At 48.7% G+C, this 21,742-nt stretch carries 16 protein-coding genes; 2 read left to right on the forward strand and 14 right to left on the reverse strand.

All coding sequences use genetic code 11. The annotated features are described in order from the left end of the window. Window positions 1-10 precede the first annotated feature (10 nt). From ABLU95_RS02155 to ABLU95_RS02175, 5 genes are read right to left on the reverse strand one after another with little or no spacing between them, the layout of a single operon-like run. Complete coding sequence (locus ABLU95_RS02155) at window positions 11-2,137, reverse strand: methyltransferase domain-containing protein (RefSeq protein WP_348878705.1); 2,127 nt, start codon at window positions 2,135-2,137, stop codon at window positions 11-13. Between the two features lie 19 nt (window positions 2,138-2,156). Further along, entirely contained in the window at window positions 2,157-3,452 is a 1,296-nt protein-coding gene (gene wzt, locus ABLU95_RS02160; protein ID WP_004203600.1) for an O9 family O-antigen export ABC transporter ATP-binding subunit, read from the reverse strand. 2 nt (window positions 3,453-3,454) lie between these two features. Continuing rightward, window positions 3,455-4,240, reverse strand: a complete 786-nt coding sequence (gene wzm, locus ABLU95_RS02165) for an O9 family O-antigen export ABC transporter permease subunit (RefSeq protein ID WP_004203602.1) — start codon at window positions 4,238-4,240, stop codon at window positions 3,455-3,457. 5 nt (window positions 4,241-4,245) lie between these two features. Further along, complete coding sequence (gene rfbK, locus ABLU95_RS02170) at window positions 4,246-5,628, reverse strand: O9 family phosphomannomutase RfbK (RefSeq protein ID WP_012967600.1); 1,383 nt, start codon at window positions 5,626-5,628, stop codon at window positions 4,246-4,248. 23 nt (window positions 5,629-5,651) lie between these two features. Further along, complete coding sequence (locus ABLU95_RS02175) at window positions 5,652-7,067, reverse strand: mannose-1-phosphate guanylyltransferase/mannose-6-phosphate isomerase (RefSeq protein WP_064154354.1); 1,416 nt, start codon at window positions 7,065-7,067, stop codon at window positions 5,652-5,654. A gap of 1,076 nt (window positions 7,068-8,143) precedes the next feature. Between ABLU95_RS02175 and ABLU95_RS02180 the strand changes: the two genes are divergently transcribed. Next, complete coding sequence (locus tag ABLU95_RS02180) at window positions 8,144-9,148, forward strand: NAD-dependent epimerase (RefSeq protein WP_072422140.1); 1,005 nt, start codon at window positions 8,144-8,146, stop codon at window positions 9,146-9,148. A gap of 399 nt (window positions 9,149-9,547) precedes the next feature. Next, window positions 9,548-9,670 carry a small membrane protein gene (locus tag ABLU95_RS02185; protein WP_000429184.1) on the forward strand — a complete coding sequence of 41 codons (123 nt, stop codon included), beginning with the start codon at window positions 9,548-9,550 and terminating at the stop codon, window positions 9,668-9,670. Window positions 9,671-10,092: 422 nt separating this feature from the next. Here the strand turns inward: ABLU95_RS02185 and ugd are convergent, their stop codons facing one another. From ugd to ABLU95_RS02230, 9 genes are all read right to left on the reverse strand, one after another. Beyond that, window positions 10,093-11,259, reverse strand: coding sequence for a UDP-glucose 6-dehydrogenase (ugd, locus tag ABLU95_RS02190; RefSeq protein ID WP_000704907.1), 1,167 nt, complete (start codon window positions 11,257-11,259; stop codon window positions 10,093-10,095). A gap of 180 nt (window positions 11,260-11,439) precedes the next feature. Then, window positions 11,440-11,994, reverse strand: a complete 555-nt coding sequence (gene rfbC / locus ABLU95_RS02195; protein WP_137916377.1) for a dTDP-4-dehydrorhamnose 3,5-epimerase — start codon at window positions 11,992-11,994, stop codon at window positions 11,440-11,442. Between the two features lie 14 nt (window positions 11,995-12,008). Continuing rightward, window positions 12,009-12,899: a dTDP-4-dehydrorhamnose reductase gene (rfbD, locus tag ABLU95_RS02200; RefSeq protein ID WP_214455854.1), complete on the reverse strand. Its 891-nt coding sequence runs from the start codon at window positions 12,897-12,899 to the stop codon at window positions 12,009-12,011. 31 nt (window positions 12,900-12,930) lie between these two features. Further along, window positions 12,931-13,800: a glucose-1-phosphate thymidylyltransferase RfbA gene (gene rfbA / locus ABLU95_RS02205; RefSeq protein WP_000676431.1), complete on the reverse strand. Its 870-nt coding sequence runs from the start codon at window positions 13,798-13,800 to the stop codon at window positions 12,931-12,933. A gap of 26 nt (window positions 13,801-13,826) precedes the next feature. Continuing rightward, on the reverse strand, window positions 13,827-14,891 hold the full coding sequence (gene rfbB / locus ABLU95_RS02210) for a dTDP-glucose 4,6-dehydratase (protein ID WP_087824181.1): 1,065 nt from the start codon (window positions 14,889-14,891) through the stop codon (window positions 13,827-13,829). Between the two features lie 223 nt (window positions 14,892-15,114). Next, a complete protein-coding gene (gene gndA / locus ABLU95_RS02215; protein ID WP_085845952.1) occupies window positions 15,115-16,521 on the reverse strand; it encodes an NADP-dependent phosphogluconate dehydrogenase in 1,407 nt (468 codons plus the stop codon). Between the two features lie 120 nt (window positions 16,522-16,641). Continuing rightward, entirely contained in the window at window positions 16,642-18,096 is a 1,455-nt protein-coding gene (locus tag ABLU95_RS02220; protein ID WP_087824182.1) for an MOP flippase family protein, read from the reverse strand. Window positions 18,097-18,198: 102 nt separating this feature from the next. Continuing rightward, window positions 18,199-20,301: a hypothetical protein gene (locus tag ABLU95_RS02225; RefSeq protein ID WP_137916379.1), complete on the reverse strand. Its 2,103-nt coding sequence runs from the start codon at window positions 20,299-20,301 to the stop codon at window positions 18,199-18,201. Between the two features lie 181 nt (window positions 20,302-20,482). Further along, a complete protein-coding gene (locus ABLU95_RS02230) occupies window positions 20,483-21,736 on the reverse strand; it encodes a glycosyltransferase family 92 protein (RefSeq protein ID WP_137916380.1) in 1,254 nt (417 codons plus the stop codon). Between the last annotated feature and the right edge of the window lie 6 nt (window positions 21,737-21,742).

Genomic DNA, 21,742 nt, shown 5'->3' on the forward strand with positions numbered 1-21,742 from the left:
GTTAATCTCCTTATTTATTTTTCGTTAGTTTGAGATAAATTTCATAAACCTCCGGAGGTAAAAGCTCCGGATGCATCACTTGCAGTTCAGTCTGCGATAAAATCTGCGCATCAGCCTGATACTGACTGTGCGGCAGCGGATTCATACGACGATACAAACGATAGGCCGGCTGATAAAGGCCCAGCTTATGTAAACCATTTACCGCGGTATGTTTTACCTGCGGATGTTTTCTCATAAATGAGAAAACAAACCGCAGGACGCGCTTAATAAAATGTTTACACCGCTGCACTAAACCATACTGCCTCAGCAAATGGATCTGCAGGCCCAGATAACGATAACCCTTGGTCATTCTCCAGGAACGGCTGCGATGGATTTTTTCAATTTCCTGGCGAAGCTGTTGGTTTTCGTTGCTTAAATGGTGGATCTCCCGGTTAGCGGCTTCCAGTCGCTGCAGTAGCTCAGCGGTTTCAGGGGGCAACTCGGGCTGAACGTCAGCCTGGGCGTGCGCTTGTGCCGACTCCAGCAGCGCGGTCAGCTGCGCCATATTCTCACCAAGCCAGGCGAGTTCATGGCTGACTTCCACTGGCTGTTGCGCTTTCTCGACTAACGTATCCTGAGCAGACTGCAGCTGAGCCATCTGCTCTTCCAGGGTATGGATTTGGCCGCGCAACGCCTCCGAGCCGGCGCTTTCATTTCGCACCCGGGACTGGAGCTCCAGCAGCACCGTCTCCTGAGCGATGATCCACTGCTCCGTCGCCCCACGCTGCTGTTCAGCTGACGGCAGCTTCGCTTTCTTGTCGAACTGCGCTAACAGCAGGGCAAAGTTCCAGCGTTCAACCGGCTCCTGCCAGACCGCATACAGCCAGTTAGACCACGGCTGAGGCAGATTAAACGGATGAACAGGCGCCGAGCGCCAGAAACCGTTCCAGCTTTTGTTTTCGGCAAACAGCTCATTCACAAACACGAAGAACGACTGGACAAGGTTCGTCGGCCAGCTGCAGTCCTGCGGCTTGGTAACGATAGAGCCGAAGTCAATTAAGCGGGCATGCTGTCGGGCATCGACCATCACGTTCCACGGGCGTACATCGTCATGCCAGAACCCTTGTTTCTCCAGCGCCGCTAAGGAACGGAGCAAGCTACCCAGGATTTTTTCACGATCGATCTCCTCTCCGGCTGCCAGCATATCGCTCAGCAAACGACCCGGGAGTTTTTCCATCACCAGCCAGCCAGACTGAGCATTTTCGCCGTGGGCCAGTACTGCCGGCGCGTCAAAGCCCGCTGGCGGTTGCGTCAGGAACTTTATTTCATTATGCAGTTCATGTTTATTACGCTGGCTCTCTTCCGCCGTCAGGATGCCGTGGGGCATGTCGTAATAGAAAAACTTGCATACATAATCTTCGCCAAAGAAGTAGCGACGGCTGCGCTTATGCGCGAGGCCGGCCCCGGCATAGGGCTGATTCTGCCAGTGCTGGAACGGCTGATTAAAATCGTTGAGCACCACCCGGTGGTTGCTGACCAGGTACATCGGGCGCGGAACGGGGGATAAATGGGTATCAAACTCGCCAATCAGGCGATAAAACGCGCACTGCTCAATCAGTTCGCGCGGGTCGTCCGGCTGAGAAACGCCCCAGTAGAGCGGTTCTTCTTTCACCGCCAGCTCAAGGATCACCGCCTGGGTGACATCCGCCAGGCGCGAGAGCAGACGTTTAACTTCATCGATACCATGAAGATGAACAATATGGTGAAACACGCTTAAGCCAATGGCCAGATCAAACTCGCCCTCTTCCAGCGCGGCGATCACCTCTTCAATTCTGCCTACCCGGAATTCGGCGGCAAAGTCGGGGTTTTCTTCGGCCAGCGCGCGGCACACGTTAATATTTTCCTGCTGGAAATCGATACCAACGATAGTCGCGCCTTTGCTTGCCAGGCTCAGGCTGAAAAAGCCCTGAGCGCAGCCCAGATCGAGAACTTTAAGCGGGCGGCCCAGCGCGCGGGATAAGTTATCGTACTGTTCGGTAATCAAATCGAGACGTTGATTACAATCGCGAGCGGCGTCGCCATCCCACTCGGGATGGCCAAAAATAGTTTGATAAATCTCAGGTAATTCGCTAACCAGCGTGTTTAAGTCTTTAGTCATGGAATCGTTTTTCTCAACGTCATTGGTAGCTAGTAAAGGACGACTTAAGATCGATGACACCCCAGAAATCCATGCTCTTGGTCACATGTAAAATAATGGAGTCGTAACGTCTGTCCAGCGGCGTCATATCCGTCTGTGGGTTGCCGGCAGAGATACCAAATGACAGCAGGTAATCGCCACTGTTTAAATCAACCGGAAGGCTAAATTTAAAGACCCGAACATCGCCGCGGGAAACCGAAATATTTTCCCGCCCTTCAGAGGCGAGGAAAGAGTTGGTTCCGTAGAGGAATAAGCCATCGAGGGTCTTAATCAGGATGCCTGGCACCACGCAATCAAAATCGTATTCAAACACGACCTTCATCAGAAAATCGGTCTGCTGATTGCCCGTCAGCGAGGGCGGAAAATCAACCCCGGCGCTCTGAATATGGTAATCGATGATTTTCGCGCCACCCTGCCCCCAGCGGTACTCTTCCGGACGGTAGCCTGGTCGCGTGTGGTACACATCTTCAATCTCATCGAGCGACATCTGGCTTTCGCCACTGGCTGACGAGGTAGCCGTTTCGCTTTTCTTGGCGCTGTCTTTATCAGGTTTGCCAAACAGCTCATCCAGGTAACGGTTGGTCACGTCACGGGCGGTGCCGTCCATGCAAATGTCACCATTTTTGAGGAAGATGGCGCGGTCGCAGTGTTTGACGATATCCCCGGCGCTGTGGGAAACCAGCAGCAGCGTGGTGCCCTGCTTTTTGAAGTCCGCAATGCGGGCGTAGCACTTCGCCTGAAAGCGGGAGTCGCCAACGGAGAGCGCTTCATCGACGATCAGAATATCCGGGCGAGAAGCGGTGGCCACGGCGAACGCCAGGCGCATTTGCATGCCGCTGGAATAGATGCGCACCGGCTCTTCAATGTAGTCGCCGATATCCGCAAAGGCTTCGATCTCCGGCATTAAGCGCTCGATCTCTTCCCGGCTCAGGCCCATCATCAGCCCGGACATATACACGTTCTGCCGGCCGGTAAAGTCGGGATGGAACCCCATGCCCAGCTCCAGCAGCGCGGCGACGCGCCCCTGGATCTCAATGCTGCCTTTGGTGGGCTGGGTGGTGCCGGTCAGCAGCTTCAGCAACGTACTTTTACCTGCGCCGTTCACCCCGACAATACCGACTGCTTCACCGGGTTCAATGCTGAAATTGATGTCTTTTAACACCCATTTTTTGCTGTGCCGCGGCTTATCGCCCGGCAGCAGCTTCTCAATGACCCGGTTCCATTTGGATGGATAATATTTATACGCCTTGCCGACGTGCTGAACTTTGATACTCATGATTAAATCTCGTCCACAATATCAGCGGCATGTTTTTTAAATAAACGCCAGGCAAATAAAAACAGAATGACCGACACCACTGTGACCGGAAGCAGCGCCATCCAGTCAGGGCTCTGGTGATAGAGCATCACGTTCTGGTAGGAACCGATAATGGTCGCCATCGGGTTATAGGCCAGCAGGCCTGAAACCCATTCCGGCAGCGTTTTGGACACGTAAACAATAGGCGTAAACCAGAACCAAAACTGCAGCAGGATATTGACGAACTGGCCGATGTCGCGGACAAAAACGTTCAGCACGCCGAGGATAATCCCCAGGCCCAGGGTGAACAGCATCTGGACGATCAGCACCGGAATGATTTCAAAGAAAATCATGCCCGGGAAATTGCCCGTGACGATCAGAAACAGTACAAACAGACCAAAAATGATCAGGAAGTTAATGAACGCCGAGGCGGTGACAATGATCGGTAAACAGATCCGCGGAAAGCTGAGCTTTTTAAGAATGTTGGCGTTGGTCAGAAAAACGTTGACCAGACTGTTGAGCGTTTCCGTGAACAGCCCCCAGGTTAACACCCCGGAACAGAGGTAGATGCTATAGGCAAAAGGGCCGTCCATGCCCGCCAGGCGGGCACGCATTAATTCAGAAAAGATTAATGTATAGACGGAAATCATGGCGATCGGCTGCAAGATCAGCCATGCCGCGCCTAAAAAGCTGGTCTGGTAACGGGACTGAAAGTCCCGTTTAACGCTGTCAATAATAAAGCCACGGTAGCGATAGATCGCTGAAAACATAGGACTCAAAGCGATTCCTCTTTTAACAGGTTGAGCAGCTCGGCGGTTTTCTCGTTCATCAACGCCGTATCCGCTCTGGACTCAACGTTCAGACGCACCACCGGCTCCGTGTTGGACGTGCGCAGGTTAAAGCGCCACTCAGGGTATTCAATACTGATACCGTCCGTTGTGTCGATGTGTGCGGCCGCCGGCTCATACTGCGCCCGGATGCGCGCGATCGCCTCCGCCGCATTTCCCAGCTTGCGGTTGATCTCCCCCGATGCCGGGAACGCCGCCTGGCGGTCCGCCACCAGCGATTTCAGCGAGCTGTTCTTCAGGCACAGCAGCTCCGCCACCAGCAGCCACGGGATCATCCCGCTGTCGCAGTAGGCGAAGTCGCGGAAGTAGTGGTGCGCGCTCATCTCCCCGCCGTAGATGGCGTCTTCCTGGCGCATCCGCTCCTTGATGAACGCATGCCCGGTCTTCGACATCACCGGCTGCCCGCCGCTGCGGGTCACGATGTCCACCGTGTTCCACGTCAGGCGCGGGTCGTGAATGATTTTCGCCCCCGGCTGCTTCTGCAGGAACGCTTCCGCCAGCAGGCCGACAATGTAGTACCCCTCGATAAACGACGCCTCGTCATCGAACAGGAAGCAGCGGTCGAAGTCGCCGTCAAAGGCGATACCCATGTCTGCCTGATGCGCACGCACCGCGTCGGCGGTGTCCTGGCGGCACTCCGGCAGCAGCGGGTTCGGGATACCGTTCGGGAAATGGCCGTCCGGCTGGTGATGCACCTTGATAAAGGTCACCGGCGCCCCGGCCGCCGCGAAGCGTTTCTCCACCTCATCAATCACGTGCCCCGCCGCCCCGTTGCCGGAGTTCACCACCAGCTTCAGCGGACGGGTGAAGTTCGCCAGGTCCACGTAGCCCATCAGGTGGTCAACGTACTCCTTCAGCACCGAAATCTGGCGCAGGGTGCCGCGACGCGCCGGGTCCACCGGCGGGAACTGGTTTTCCTCCGCCAGGCGCTGGATATCCCGCAGACCGGTGTCGCCGCTGATGGGCTTCGCGTTCTCGCGCACCAGCTTCATGCCGTTGTAGTTCATCGGGTTGTGGCTCGCCGTCACCTCGATACCGCCGTCCACCCCGAGGTGGAAGGTGGCGAAGTAAATCTCCTCGGTGCCGCTCAGGCCGATATCCAGCACGTCGGTGCCGGCGTCCATCAGCCCGCGGGCCAGCGCCAGCTTCAGCGACTCGCTGGTGAGGCGCACATCGCCCCCCACCACTATCTTCCCGGGTTTCAGAAATTCGCCGTAGGCGCGGCCGATACGGTAGGCGATGTCCTCGTTCAGCTCCTCGCCCAGTTCACCACGGATGTCATAAGCCTTAAAGCATGTTAACTGTGTCATTCTGCGTTTTGTCCCGAAAAAAATTAGCAACGACCATACTGGTCTTTAATACGAATAATGTCGTCCTCGCCGAGGTACGACCCCGACTGGATCTCCAGCACTTCCAGCGGAATGCGGCCCGGGTTTTCCAGGCTGTGCTCGGCGCCAATCGGAATAAAGGTGGACTGGTTCTCGGTCAGCAGGAACTGCTTGCCGTTGACCGTCACCTGGCCGGTGCCGGCGAGAATGACCCAGTGCTCGGCGCGGTGGTGGTGCATCTGCATCGAGAAGGCGCCGCCCGGTTTCACGGTGATACGGTTAACGTTGAAGCGCGGGGTCTGGACCACCACGTCGCAGCGGCCCCAGGGACGGTAAATCTCGCGGTGGCGCTTGTATTCGCTGCGCTGGTTCTGCTTGAGGAACTCGACCGCCTTCTTCACGTCCTGGGAACGCTCGCGGTTCATCACCAGCACGGCGTCCTTGGTGCTGACAATCACCAGGTTCTCCACGCCGATGGCCGCCACCAGCTTCTCGTCGCTGTTGATGTAGCAGTTTTCGCTGTTGTGCACCCACGCGTCGCCGCTGAGGACGTTGCCCTGCTCATCTTTCGGGCTGACCTCCCACAGGGCGGACCAGGAGCCGACGTCGCTCCAGTCGGCATCGAGACCGACCACCACCGCGTCGGCGGTTTTCTCCATCACCGCGTAGTCCACGGACTCGTCCGGGCACTCGCAGAAAATGTCATGCGGAATGCTGATGAAGTCGCTGCCGTTGTCGGCGGCGTTCACCGCGGCCTGGCAGGCTTCGAGGATATCCGGGCGGAATTTGGCCAGCTCGGAGAGGTATTTTTTGGCGCGGAACATAAACATACCGCTGTTCCAGTAGTACTCCCCGGAGGCGAGGTAGGCCTCAGCGCGCTCGCGGTCCGGCTTCTCCACGAAGCGGGCCACCTGGTACGGGGTGTGGGCGCTGTCGGTGAGGGCCACGCCGCGCTGGATGTAGCCGTAGCCGGTTTCCGGGGCGTTCGGCACGATACCGAAGGTGACCAGATGGCCTTCATCGGCATACTGCTCGGCGACGCGGATGGCGTCGTGGAAGACCGGCTGGTTATTGATGATATGGTCGGCGGCGAGGACCAGCATCAGCGGGTCGTCACCGTGGCGGGTGGCCTGAAGGGCCGCCAGAGCAATGGCCGGGGCGGTGTTGCGCCCGACCGGCTCGAGAATAATGTTGTTGGACAGCCTGTTGAGCTGGCGCAGCTGTTCGGCCACCAGGAAGCGGTGCTCTTCGTTACAGATGACCATCGGTTCATGGATTTCAAGGCCCGAGAGTCGGGTGATGGTTTCCTGCAGCATGGAGTTCTGCCCGTACAGCCGGAGGAACTGTTTCGGGTAAAGCTCGCGAGACATCGGCCAGAGACGACTGCCGGTACCACCAGCCATAATTACAGGAAGTAACATAATGAAATCCTTAAATAAATAATTGCTTTATTTTACTATCAATCAATCGACCGTCGGGTGGAATGGCCTTTTCCAGGCACGCTACCGCCATTGGCTGTCGCAACCAAAATGCGTACTGCTCCCGTGCTTCAGGCTAAACGCCACCCTCTTTCGCTTCAGGCTGTCGGCAGAACGTTCACTCAGCGGCCTGAAAAGCCAGCCTGACGGAACGGGTGTCCTGAAAACCTAAAAGCAGAGATATGTCCTGGGACATATCTCTGCTTTTAATGTGCATCTGTCCTCACCTGGCCGCGAAATGCCCCACACTTTCCGCATTTGCCGCCGGGTTAACCATCAGGACTTTCTCATTTACGCAGGGTATCACGCGTGCGCTTTCCGCCACCGACGAAAGGGAAACGGGCGGCCTGCCGGTGTCAGCAAGCGTCAGAAAGGAGCGTCCACGATGCGGGGAAAGATAAGAAGAGACATCGCTTTCGCCGCCAGGGAGACAACGCGCGGCCAGGCTTGATGGCCCTATGCACATGGCGACGGCGCTTTGTTCCGACAGGAGGGATAAACGACTCATGCTCTACACTGCACATTCCACAAAGAAAATCGTCCGCAGATTATAGCGCTGGTCGCGGGGAATAAAAATAAAAAAGCCTACTGATTAATGGATTACTCAAATAATACACATTATAAACATTCACTAAACAAACAAAACCAATCTAATCCATTGATATTAATCAAAAAATCAGAGAAAACACTACAGAGATTTTGCCCATTTGCTAAATCATCCGCTGACGAAAATATAACTTTAAACAAAATTACGCCATACCGGGGGGATTGGCGACCTTTATGATTGCGCCATGAATCGCTAAACCGCTGACAGGTCACAAGGTTATTATTCGACAGCTAACAGTCAAATGAGAAACATTGTTATTTATCAGCCTTTGCCACCACGATTTTGCCAGAAAAAAGCGCCCTTCACTTCACGCCTGGCGGATAAGACGCGGCAAAGCAAGTGATCCCAGCCGCAAGCCAGTGTAAAATCGGCCCTTATGTAGAACGGGATATCCACACCCCGGAGGAAAAATATGAAGTTTTTGGTCACTGGTGCCGCAGGTTTTATCGGCTTTCATATCGCGCAGCGCCTGCTGAATGAAGGGCATGACGTTGTCGGGATCGACAACATGAACGACTACTATGACGTCAGCCTGAAGCAGGCCCGTCTGGATCGCCTGTCCTCTCCGGCATTCCATTTCCAGCAGCTGGATCTTGCCGACCGTGAGGGTATGGCGACGCTGTTCGCCGCAGAACAGTTTGACCGCGTGATCCACCTTGCGGCCCAGGCCGGCGTGCGCTATTCGCTGGAAAACCCGTATGCCTACGCCGACGCAAACCTGATGGGGTACCTGAATATTCTGGAAGGCTGCCGTCATACCAAAGTGAAACACCTGGTATACGCCTCCTCCAGCTCGGTTTACGGCCTTAATCGCAAAATGCCGTTCTCCACGGAGGATTCCGTCGATCATCCAGTCTCCCTGTACGCCGCCACCAAGAAAGCCAATGAGCTGATGGCGCATACCTATTCCCATCTGTACGGCATCCCTACCACCGGGCTGCGCTTCTTTACGGTCTATGGTCCGTGGGGCCGCCCGGATATGGCGCTGTTCAAGTTCACGAAAGCGATGCTGGAAGGGAAAAGTATCGACGTTTACAACTACGGCAAAATGAAGCGCGATTTCACCTATATCGACGATATCGTCGAGGCGGTGGTGCGCGTTCAGGATGTGATCCCGCAGGCCAATGCCGACTGGACCGTTGAGAATGGTTCCCCGGCCACCAGCTCCGCGCCGTACCGGGTCTATAACATTGGCAACAGCTCGCCGGTGGAACTGATGGATTATATCACCGCCCTGGAAGAAGCCCTGGGGATGGAAGCGAAGAAGAATATGATGCCGATTCAGCCGGGCGATGTGCTGGACACCAGTGCAGACACCCAGCCGCTATATGACCTGGTGGGCTTTAAGCCACAGACATCAGTGAAAGAAGGCGTGAAGAACTTCGTGGAGTGGTATAAGGATTACTATCAGATCTAACCTGTCTCTGCCCTGCCGCAATCCGCTGATTGCGGCAACGGATAAGCATCCCGTATTGTCTTCCTTTATCATTCATTTCTTTACCCGAGCCTGGCACAGGCTATACTTTTTTGTGCTAAAGAATAATTTTTACTGGTTTTAACGACGGTGCCGAAACCAGTTTCATCTGCCCGCCAGCGAAAAAGCCAACAACTTTAAGCCCGGTCCCCTGCTATCACTCTTTTCAATACTATTTTTAATGGCTCCTCCAGCATTTTCTCCTGATAAATAAAAGACATTACTTTCTGTAGGAATTTTCTTAAGAACAGGATATGTTAGAGATCGCAATTCAGCGCTTCCGGGCTGACGTGTTGCTTAACATGCTAATGATTCAACCAACAAAAAGCTGTGGTAGATATTATGGAAAACCTATTTTTCTTAGTGGTCGCTGCCATACTACTTGCTGTGTCTGTTTTCTTTTTAATTTCATATTTGAAAGACAGAAAGAAAACAAAACTGACGTTTAATAAACGCAAGTGGTAAGACTCGCTCCATATTGCATTTAGATTAAGATAATATTAAGAGATAAAAAAATGATATGACAGAATGACCGTTCATTCTGCGTTTTGGCGTGGCCTTAAGGCAAGAAAAAATAACGTTACTCGCGTCCTGTTCCACATATTTCCTCAGGGCATAAATAACAAAAGCCTGCGTTGCAGGCTTCGTTTTACCTCCCGGCGCTTATCTCCGGCATCTACATCACAGTGACGGTAGCTCTTCACAAGGTAAGTTTAACTTATCGGACCTGTTTTCAACCCGCAACGGGTTTTGAGCAGGATCGTAATGTCCATCACAATTTATTGAGGTTAATCTGAATGTGCGAGAAATACGCGCAGTGAGGGATATAGCGGGGAGATAAAGAAGCATACTGGCGGCGGGGAGCCGCCAGTGTCAGACAGGCAGAATTAATCGTTACCAAACAGATCGCGGGTATAAACCTTATCCGCGACATCCGCCAGCTCTTCAGCCATACGGTTAGAAATGATCACATCCGCCTCTTGTTTGAAGGCATCCAGATCGCGCACGACGCGGGAGTTAAAGAACTCATCTTCCTGCATCACCGGTTCATAGATAATAACCGGAATACCTTTTGCCTTGATGCGCTTCATAATGCCCTGAATAGAAGAGGCACGGAAGTTATCTGAGCCGCTCTTCATGATCAGGCGATACACACCCACCACTTTTGGCTTACGGGCGAGAATAGAATCCGCAATAAAGTCTTTACGGGTACGGTTGGCATCGACGATAGCCGCGATAATGTTGTTCGGGACCGATTCGTAGTTCGCCAGCAGCTGCTTGGTATCTTTCGGCAGACAGTAGCCGCCGTAGCCAAAGGACGGGTTGTTATAGTGGTTGCCGATACGCGGATCCAGGCATACCCCTTCGATAATCTGCTTGCTGTTCAGCCCCTGGCTTTCAGCATAGCTGTCGAGTTCGTTGAAATAGGCAACGCGCAGCGCCAGATAGGTGTTCGCGAACAGTTTGATCGCTTCCGCTTCAGTGGAGTCGGTAAACAGGGTCGGGATATCCTGCTTGATCGCACCTTCTTTCAGCAGGTCTGCGAAACGTTCGGCACGCGCAGAGCGCTCACCGATGACAATACGCGACGGGTGCAGGTTGTCGTACAGCGCACGACCTTCACGCAGGAACTCAGGAGAGAAAATAACATTATCAATCCCTAAACGTTCTTTGATGTCGCGGGTGAAACCCACCGGGATGGTCGATTTAATGATCATCACCGCATTCGGGTTGATCTCGGTGACATCGCGAATAACCGCTTCAACCGTTGAGGTATTAAAGTAGTTGGTTTTCGGATCGTAGTCAGTCGGCGTCGCAATGATCACGTAGTCGGCATTACGATAGGCGTCGTGCTTGTCCGTGGTGGCACGGAAATTTAACGGCTTTTCTGCCAGATATTCCTGAATCTCTTTATCGACAATCGGAGAGATCTTCTGGTTAAGCATATCCACTTTGGCCTGTACGATATCCAGGGCCACCACTTCGTGGTTTTGCGCAATCAGGACACCGTTCGATAAACCAACATAACCTGTACCGGAAATAGTAATTTTCATGAGATTACACTTTAATCAGTTAACTGGATAATGGCGGATAGCCACAAAATTAAATAATGCTGTGGGCGGTTTTACGCTTAGAAAGAAGGTTAGTCAAGTCAGCCGGTTGACCCGGCTTGTTAACGAATAAACATGACGAGTTCCATCTGGAACCCGCCATTTGAGGAAAAAACAACCTAATTATTTATATACTTCTGCGGTGGCCAGAGTATGTGCCTGTAGATCTTTCTCCGACAGCGACAGTGCGCAGTCGCTCAGCGCCGGCCAGTCAATCCCTATCTCCGGATCGTTCCAGATGATGCTCCGTTCTGAATGCGGCGCGTAGTAATTCGTCGCCTTGTAGACAAACTGCACAGTTTCGCTCAGCGCCATAAAACCGTGGGCGAACCCTTCCGGGATCCACAACTGACGTTTATTCTCTGCGCTGAGCACCGCTCCCACCCATTTGCCAAAGGTTGGCGATGAACGACGGATATCCACCGCCACGTCAAATACCTCGCCTTCCACACAGCGGACCAGTTTGCCCTGGGCGTGCGGATCCAGCTGATAGTGCAGCCCGCGCAATACGCCTTTCTGGGACTGGGAGTGGTTATCCTGGACGAAATCCACCTGGCGGCCCACCGCCTCATTAAACACCTTGCTGCTGAAGCTCTCAAAGAAGAAGCCCCGCGCATCACCAAACACGCGCGGTTCAAAAATCAGCACGTCAGGAATCTCTGTTTTAATAATGTTCATCTTTTGCTACCCGTTTATTTGCCCAGAACTTCCGTTACCACGCGAGCCACACCCTGACGCCAGTCCGGGAGAGTCACCCCAAATGCCTGCTGGAATTTTTCATTCGACAGGCGCGAGTTGAGCGGACGCTTCGCCGGCGTCGGATAGGCCGTCGTCGGAATGCCCTTCACTTCCTGAACCGCCAGCTCGGCACCATGGGCTCTCGCCACCTCAAAAACATAGCGGGCGTAGTCGCACCAGCTGGTCTCGCCGCTGGCCACCAGATGATAGGTGCCGGCCAGTGCCGGATTGCGCAGCGTTTCACGGATTGCCGTCGCCGTGCAGTCTGCCAGCAGCTCAGCGCCGGTGGGCGCCCCGTGCTGGTCGTCAATGATGGAGAGCGTCTCTTTCTCACCCGCCAGGCGGAGCATGGTTTTAGCAAAGTTGGCGCCGCGGGTGGCATACACCCAGCTGGTACGGAAAATCAGGTGACGCGGGTTACCCTGCTCCAGCGCCAGTTCACCGGCGCGCTTGGTTTCACCGTAGACGTTCAGCGGGCCGGTTGCCTCATCTTCCCGGCGATAATGGCTGCCGGCGCCGTCGAACACATAGTCCGTGGAATAATGCACCATCAGGGCACCCAGCTTCGCCGACTCTTCCGCCAGTACCGCTACCCCTTTGTCGTTCAGCAGGTCGGAGAGCTCCCGCTCGCTTTCTGCCTTGTCCACTGCCGTGTGCGCGGCGGCATTCACCACCACGTCCGGGCGGACGGTACGCACGGTCTGCGCGATGCCTTCCAGATTCGTCAGGTCGCCGCACAGCTCTTTGTCAAAATAGTCCACCGCGACCACGTCGCCGAGGGTGGACAGTGAACGCTGCAGCTCCCAGCCCACCTGGCCATTCTTGCCAATCAGTAAAATCTTCATTCTCTGTATCCTGTCGTTGACGGAGAGGGCATTAACGCTCGTTCAGCAGGCGCTTCAGATAAGCACCGTACTCGGTTTTCTTCAGGCGTTCGGCCTGAGCCGCCACCCCTTCCGCCGACAGCCACTGATTGCGGTAACCAATCTCTTCCAGGCAGGCGACCTTCATCCCCTGGCGCTTCTCAATGGTGTGAATAAACTGTGATGCGTCCATCAGGCTGTCGTGGGTGCCCGTGTCCAGCCAGGCAAAACCGCGCCCCAGCAGTTCCACATGCAGGTCGCCTTGCTCAAGATACATCTGGTTCAGGGTAGTAATCTCGAGCTCCCCGCGCTCGGAAGGCTTCACGTCCTTCGCCATCTCCACCACGTTGTTGTCGTAGAAGTAGAGCCCGGTCACCGCCCAGTCGGATTTCGGCTTCAGCGGTTTCTCCTCGATGGACAGCGCCTTAAAGTTCTCATCGAACTCCACCACCCCGAAGCGCTCCGGATCCAGCACCTGATAACCAAATACCGTGGCACCGGAGGTCTTCGCCGCCGCCGCTTCCAGCTTTTTACCGAAGCTCTGGCCAAAGTAGATATTATCTCCCAGCACCAGGGCGCAGGCATCGTTGCCAATAAACTTCTCGCCAATGATAAAGGCCTGCGCCAGGCCGTCCGGCGACGGCTGGACGGCGTAGCTGAAGTTCACCCCGAACTGCGACCCGTCACCCAGCAGGCGCTGGAAGGAAGGCATATCGTCCGGCGTGGAGATGATAAGAATATCGCGAATGCCCGCCAGCATCAGGACAGACACCGGGTAGAAAATCATCGGCTTGTCGTAGATAGGCAGCAGCTGCTTGGAGACGCCCTGGGTGATGGGATATAAACGCGTGCCGGAGCCGCCGGCCAGAACAATACCTTTCATAAATCTATTCCTTAATCAGTCAGATATCAGTTATTGAGGCCCAGACGCTCGCCGGCATAGGAGCCGTCCAGCACGCGCTGCCACCAGGTCTGGTTGTTCAGGTACCAGTGCACGGTTTTCTCAATCCCGCTCTCGAACGTCTCCTGCGGTACCCAGCCCAGATCGCGCTGAATTTTTGCGGCATCAATGGCGTAGCGCAGATCGTGTCCCGGACGGTCGGTGACAAAAGTGATCAGGTCTGCGAAATGAGTGATGTTAGCGGGCTTCTGCGCCACCACCTTGTCGAGAATGGCGCAGATGGTACGTACCACATCGATATTTTTACGCTCGTTATGACCGCCGATATTGTAGGTCTCGCCGCTTTTACCTTCGGTCGCCACTTTGTACAGCGCACGGGCATGGTCCTCAACATACAGCCAGTCACGGATCTGCTCCCCGTTGCCATATACCGGCAGGGGTTTACCCGCCAGGGCATTAAGGATAGTCAGTGGGATCAGTTTCTCCGGGAAGTGATACGGACCATAGTTGTTGGAGCAGTTGGTCACCACCACCGGCAGGCCGTAGGTGCGGTTCCAGGCGCGAACCAAATGGTCGCTGCCCGCTTTGGAGGCGGAGTACGGGCTGCTCGGCGCGTACGGGGTTTCTTCAGTGAACAGATCATCGGTGCCGTGCAGGTCTCCGTACACTTCATCGGTAGAGATGTGGTGGAAGCGGAAACCTTTTTTCTGCGCTTCTCCAAGCCCGGACCAGTAGTGACGGGCCGCCTCCAGCAGAGTGAAGGTGCCGATAACGTTGGTCTGGATAAAAGCAGCCGGGCCATCAATGGAACGGTCCACATGGCTTTCAGCCGCCAGGTGCATCACGATATCCGGGCGGAACTCGCTGAACTGGGCTGCCACGGCAGCGGCGTCCGTGATATCAGTCTGGGAAAACGAATAGCGTTCGTTCCCGGCCACCGGCGCCAGGGATTCGAGGTTGCCGGCGTAGGTCAGGCAGTCCATCACACGGACTTCGTCCTGGGTATTTTCAATGATATGACGAACCACGGCAGAGCCGATAAAGCCTGCGCCACCGGTGACAAGAATCTTCATATTTTATTTACCTTTGATTACTCATGCAAAAAGAAAATAATTGCATACATCTTCATATTAAAATGTTTGAGATGTAATTTTATGGGGATAATATCGAAGGAACACTTTAAAAACAAATAGCGAAACTCTTAAATTTCCGCTATTTGTCAGAATAAAACTTGATTATATATGTACTTTGACATTAGACCTCCAATAAATTTCAGGAGGTCTAATAAGATAAATATTAATCTAACCACTCAGTATGGAAAACGCCTTCCTTATCAGTACGCTTATAGGTGTGCGCACCAAAGTAATCACGCTGAGCCTGAATCAGGTTAGCTGGCAGAACTGCGGAACGGTAGCTGTCGTAGTAGGCAATTGCTGCAGAGAACGTCGGTACCGGAATACCATTCTGCACGGCATAAGCCACGACATCACGCAGCGCCTGCTGATAGTCATCAGCGATCTGTTTGAAGTATGGCGCCAGCAGGAGGTTAGCAATGCCCGCGTTTTGCGCATACGCATCGGTGATCTTCTGCAGGAACTGTGCACGAATGATGCAGCCCGCGCGGAAAATCTTAGCGATCTCTCCGTAGTTCAGATCCCAGTTGTATTCATCAGAAGCAGCTCGCAGCTGAGAGAAGCCTTGAGCATAGGAAACGATTTTACCGAGGTATAAAGCGCGACGCACTTTTTCGATAAATTCTGCTTTATCACCGGCCGGCTGAGCCTGCGGACCACTCAGCACTTTCGAAGCGGCTACACGCTGGTCTTTCAGAGAAGAGATATAACGAGCAAAAACGGACTCGGTGATAAGGGACAGTGGTTCGCCGAGATCCAGTGAGCTCTGGCTGGTCCATTTACCGGTACCTTTGTTTGCTGCTTCATCAAGAATGACATCGACTAGGTAATTACCCTCTTCATCCTTCTTGGTGAAGATATCTTTGGTAATGTCGATCAGGTAGCTGCTTAGTTCACCTTCGTTCCATTCGGTGAAGGTTTGCGCCAGCTCTTCGTTGGAAAGTGCCAGACCGCCTTTCAACAGCGCATAAGCTTCAGCAATCAACTGCATGTCGCCATACTCGATGCCGTTATGAACCATCTTCACATAATGGCCAGCACCGTCAGCACCGATATAGGTCACGCATGGCTCACCGTCTTCAGCAACCGCAGCAATCTGCTTCAGAATCGGAGCAACAAGCTCATAAGCTTCTTTCTGGCCACCAGGCATGATGGATGGACCTTTCAGAGCCCCCTCTTCACCACCGGAAACACCTGTACCGATAAAGTTAAAACCTTCGGCAGACAGCTCACGATTACGACGGATGGTGTCCTGGAAGAAGGTGTTGCCGCCATCAATGATGATGTCGCCTTTATCAAGGTAAGGCTTAAGGGAATCGATGGCGCTGTCGGTGCCAGCCCCGGCCTTCACCATCAACAGGATACGACGTGGTGTTTCGAGGGATTCAACAAACTCTTGTACTGTGTAGTAAGGGACCAGTTTCTTGCCTGGGTTTTCGGCAATCACTTCTTCGGTCTTTTCACGGGAGCGGTTGAAAACGGAGACGGTATAACCACGGCTTTCGATGTTCAGCGCAAGGTTACGCCCCATCACGGCCATACCGACAACTCCGATCTGTTGCTTGGACATTACATACTCCTGTCTGGTGTGGTAGCTGCGACACGTTCGCAGTCAATTTCTATAGAATTTTAACTTAAAGATGATTTAACTGGAAGCAAGTAATAAAATAAAAATTAATAACAAAAACAATTATATTGTTTTATTACCAATTTTGTTGCAATAAAAAAGGATGATATTCTTTCGAAACTGAGTAGACAAAGTAAATATCGCAAAAAAATACACAACAACACCTACTAAAGAAAAAACAACAAGTGTGAAAAGATTTTTAATATCATCAATTGGAAATACTAATAGATCGATAGTCTTCAATACAGAAATCATTATAAATGTTGATATTATTATGGAAAATATTTTTTTAAAGAAAAAATAAAAATCTACTGAGATAAGTTTTAAAAGACAAACCATTACTGGAAAGAAATTTAAAATATTGGCTATTAAATAGCAAAATGCGAATGTTGTAATAGAAAAGTTCACACCGATTAAAAAAGCACTCACTTGCAAAAATGTACCTATGATACCTAAACGCATTAAAGTGTCAGTCCGCCCTTTAGCCATGAAGACAGAACCAGTCGTACTAAGAATAGATTGAATTATTGCAGTAGGCGCTAACCACTGAAGCACATCAGAAGTAATATGCCATTGCGGCCCAAAAATCAAAAATACAAAAGGTTTACTATATATAGCAAGCCCGCTCATCAAAGGTGCCGTTATCATAAGAATAACAAAAACACAATTTAGATATGTATTTCTTACCTTAGATATGTCATCTTGGTAATGGCTTAATACGGGGTATAAAGAACGAGATGCGACAAATGTTAGACTTTGTAATGGGAAAAGCATTATTCTATAAGCAAGATTATAACTACCAAGTATAGTGGCAGACATAAACTTGCCAATAATAAAACCATCAGCATTACGTGAGAAATAATTAATTAAATTAAATAAAGAAAGATTGGCACTAAAACCAAAAATTTCCTTTAAATCATGTTTATTAATAAACAATTTAAATGAAGGTCGCCAACTAGAAACAATCCAAAATTGTAAGGCCGACATTAAGCTTAATACAATAGCTTGCATTACAAGGCTATAAACACCATAACCTAAATTGGCCATGATGATGGCAACCAGCACAGAAACCAACGAAGATGTGATCTCAATTTTTGATATTGTCTTGAACTTGGATTCCCTTTCGAGTAAAGCTAGATGGGTAGCTGCACTACTTGAAAGAGGAAAACTAATACTTAATAGCATTAAGACATAAATCAACTCATGTTGATTATAAATTGCTGCTATCAGGGGCGACGATAAAACTATTAAAATAGCGAGAGAGCAACCTAAAATGACGTTAAGCCAAAAAACAGTATTTTTTACACCTTCAGTTAAATTTCGCCGTTGAATAATGGCAGCGGAAGTTCCCAGATCTCTAAGTAAAACACCTAAATTTGTAACAACAACGGCCATTGCCATTATACCATACTCAGAAGGAGGTATAATTTTGGCAAGATAAACAAGATTAGCAACTTGGATACCAATCTTAAAAAATTGTGAAAAAGCATTCCATTTAGCATTAGAAACAACGTTCATAAAGTTAGTACCTTAAAGGACTAAATAAATTAATCACCTAATAAGAAGACGCGGTAAAAATAGCGACTGGATCAAAGAATATTTAATTTAGTAAAAATAAAATTAAAAAACCTTAACCCATCCATCACCAGTATAAGTATAAGTATTACCTGTATAGGGATCAGTTGTTGATACTCGGCCACGGGGAATATTAGTGTTAGCTATGGTATTTGCATGGTTTGAACTACCGGAAACAATAACTTTAGAATATACCCAAGATCCATCAGCGGCACTATTAAATATATCACCACACATTAAATCATCAAGAATCAAGTTAAGTTTAACATCATTAATTATGATATTCCCATCAACCACAGAAGAAGCGAGCTTAATAGGATTTGTGGAATCCACTATTAAATCACCTTTTACATGAAGCTCTTTAAGCATTATTGAACTGCTGTTTCCTTTTATCGATTTTAGTGTTAAAAGGCCATTAACAAAACATTTGGATAAGGAGACACCATTACATAACACAATATTCCCAAGAAATTTACAATCAGAAAAATGATTCTCATCTATACCTGCGATCAAAACATCATTCTTAAAAACACCACGTTGAATATAGTTTCGGCTTCCTTTAATAGCAATTTTATCGCAGGTTACATTCCCAATATAATTATTATTAGAAAGTAAAACTGTGCCCTTTACATTGCACCCGACAATATTGCATTCATCAAAATGAACATCGCCGTTTACAGAAAGGTAGTCAAAAGTACCATTTTTGGCATAAAAATGGCATTTATCTCCATACATAAAAATAGAGCCTGAAGTTACTCTTAATGCATTGGAATCAAAATTCCCCTCAGTTATCTCAACTGTTGATAATGATGCAATAACATATTCTGATATCCATAAATTATATTTTACAGACAATGAATTAATCGCTAGAGCTCTTGGATACTCAGTGTAGGAACTATGAATTGATACGTTGCCACTCGTATCGAGTGTATCAATAGCTACTCTATTACTAACAATTGTACAAACGTGATGCTTAGAACAATTATTACGAGGGTAAATAGAAACAGTACCAAAGCTGGAAAAGTCGCCTCCAATAATTGTGTTACTGTAACCCCAATTATTAGTAATCACAGTTGCACTTTTTTTCCAAGGTGTTGTTGAAGTAACAATTGTTTGCTCCTCGTGAATACGCTCAATCCTATTTTTACCTGCTCCAGTAATATGAATACTTCTATCATAGCAGTCATGAGCCATAACCCCGGCAATTGTTACACTATTAAATCCATCGGGCCTTGAGGTATGAGCGCTTGGATAATTACCGCAACTAATTGCAAAATAGTCACTATTACCACAGGAGATAGCTCTTATATCAGAAATAAAGGAATCGTAGCATGAATCTAAACATACACCATATCCATCAAACCCGACAGAACACAGAGAACCAAAGACATTTACTCCAGAAAAAACATGTAATTGGCCACTTAGTGAAGTAGATCTAGGAGTCAAATCTCGAATAACTATGCTTGATATTATTTGGTTACCTTGAGCTGACCCATAAATCATCCCAGAGCTATCAAATTTAGCATTAATATTAATTAATGCCCATTTAGTGGAAGGTATGCCTGGGGTAGAAAGACCTTTAAACTCCGAGGACAAGAGAAACAAACTTAAACATCCATAGATTGATTTAACTCCTGAAATATTTATGCCTTTAGTAATAAAAAAACCATGTTTGCTATAATGGTTTTCTGCAGCCAAACTAGTATGAACTGAATAATTTTTAGATTTAGCACGATTGAATGCATTTTGTAGTCTATTAGACATATCATGGGTCTTGTCAGCTGCATCAATATTGACAGCTAATATGCCGTATGAGTGTAAATCAACTTTATCATCCAAAGATTCCCAATATCCATTACCAAGTTTTGGAACACAAACATGGCCTAGATCATCGCTTTCAACCCCCTCCTTCCATGAATAAAAACCACCGCCACCAGGAACGTTCGTATAATAGGATGTTAAATATATTACCTGTCCATAAAATTCACCCGAAGTATTCGATAACTCATCATAGGAGGCGACAGTAAGGAATTTGTTATCTGACGCGAACAGAGGAGAATTCATCTTAGAAACACTACTATCAGAAAAAGTTGAAAAAAATATTGCTGAAGGTAAAGTTACTTTATTTAAAAAATCTCTTCTATTCATAAACACCTAGATTAAATTAATAAAAAAAAGATTACCGATTAAATTAATACGCTTATTATATGCAATTAAAATTGATGATTTAAATCACATATTGCCAATTGAAAAATCATACAAAGATAAATCGAAAACTTTTATTCATGCTTATGACAAAATATAATTTCTGTATAATATGATTAATCAGTTACTTTTTCTTTATAATAAACTTGAAATATTTAACCACCTCATTCATATTTTTTAGAAAACATCTTAATGAAATTTTACTTTTAATATGAACAAATTCTATTCTTTCCGATAGGCTTGTTGTGGATTTAATGTTGGCATATTTAACTAAATCAAGAGATTTACAAAGATCACCTTGCATATTTTCATAGTTCAAACGGTCATATTTCCAACTTGTATTAATAGCTTTATAATGATAATAATGATCTTTATATGATGTATTTAATAAAAACCTCCGTATAGATGTTCCTAAAGAAATAACTCGATGAGTAGTCCACTGACATTCAAACTTTATATTCCTTGGGGAGACGGCCCACTTGTAAGGTGAAAATATTTCTTTTTTATTTATATAAATATAATCTTTGAATTTTTTCTGGATAATACCATCGTTGTTAATTGGTGTAGATGACACCCATATTCCAGGAATATGAACAATACCGAATTTATTGAGCTTCGAGAAAAAAGTAGCATTATTTTTAATAAAAACCAGTTCATCAATGTCAACATTAAAAACAATATTTGCATGCTTTAAATATTTAACTTTGGCGTTTTCCATTGCTCCATGTTGACAAAAATCTGAATCCCAGGGCAAATTATCTTTTACGCTTCCTTGTGGGCCATACTTAAAGGGCCAGTTAACTAATACAATCTCGACACCAAGATTCTCATTGGATAAAAATGACGCCAATTCATCTAATGTATATACTGTAGATGAATTGTCATAAATGAGCACACCATTTATATTATACTTGTCTCTGTAAAATACAATCCAATCTTTAATCCAATTTAAATCATTATTTTTTGATAACGTAAAAATAACATTTTTATCCTTGAACAGATGATTAAAATCATTGCTCACATCTATTTCCATGCTAAATACTTCATTTTCCCAAATAATTATTTCTGGTTTGTGTTCAACCGGAATTCTTACCCGTTGCGCTCTGTCCATATGGATAACTTCTATCTTAGACGTTAAATTAATTCCGTCAATGTTGAAACAACTTTTTGTAAATAGCGACTCTAAACCGTAGGATGGAGGCCCGGACAAGTAAATATAGCCCTCTGAGTAAAAAACATCATAGCTCAATGTATCCCAATCATATTTTTCATCATAGTCATATTGTTTAAGATGATAAGGTCGCTTAGCCGTTCTTTTTATATCTGAATTAATAGGAAGTTTTACACTCTGTGGTTCAAATTTATGTATGTTTTGCATACCGAA

The organism is Klebsiella sp. GG_Kp146, from assembly GCF_040061975.1.
Classification (GTDB): Bacteria; Pseudomonadota; Gammaproteobacteria; order Enterobacterales; family Enterobacteriaceae; genus Klebsiella; species Klebsiella quasipneumoniae.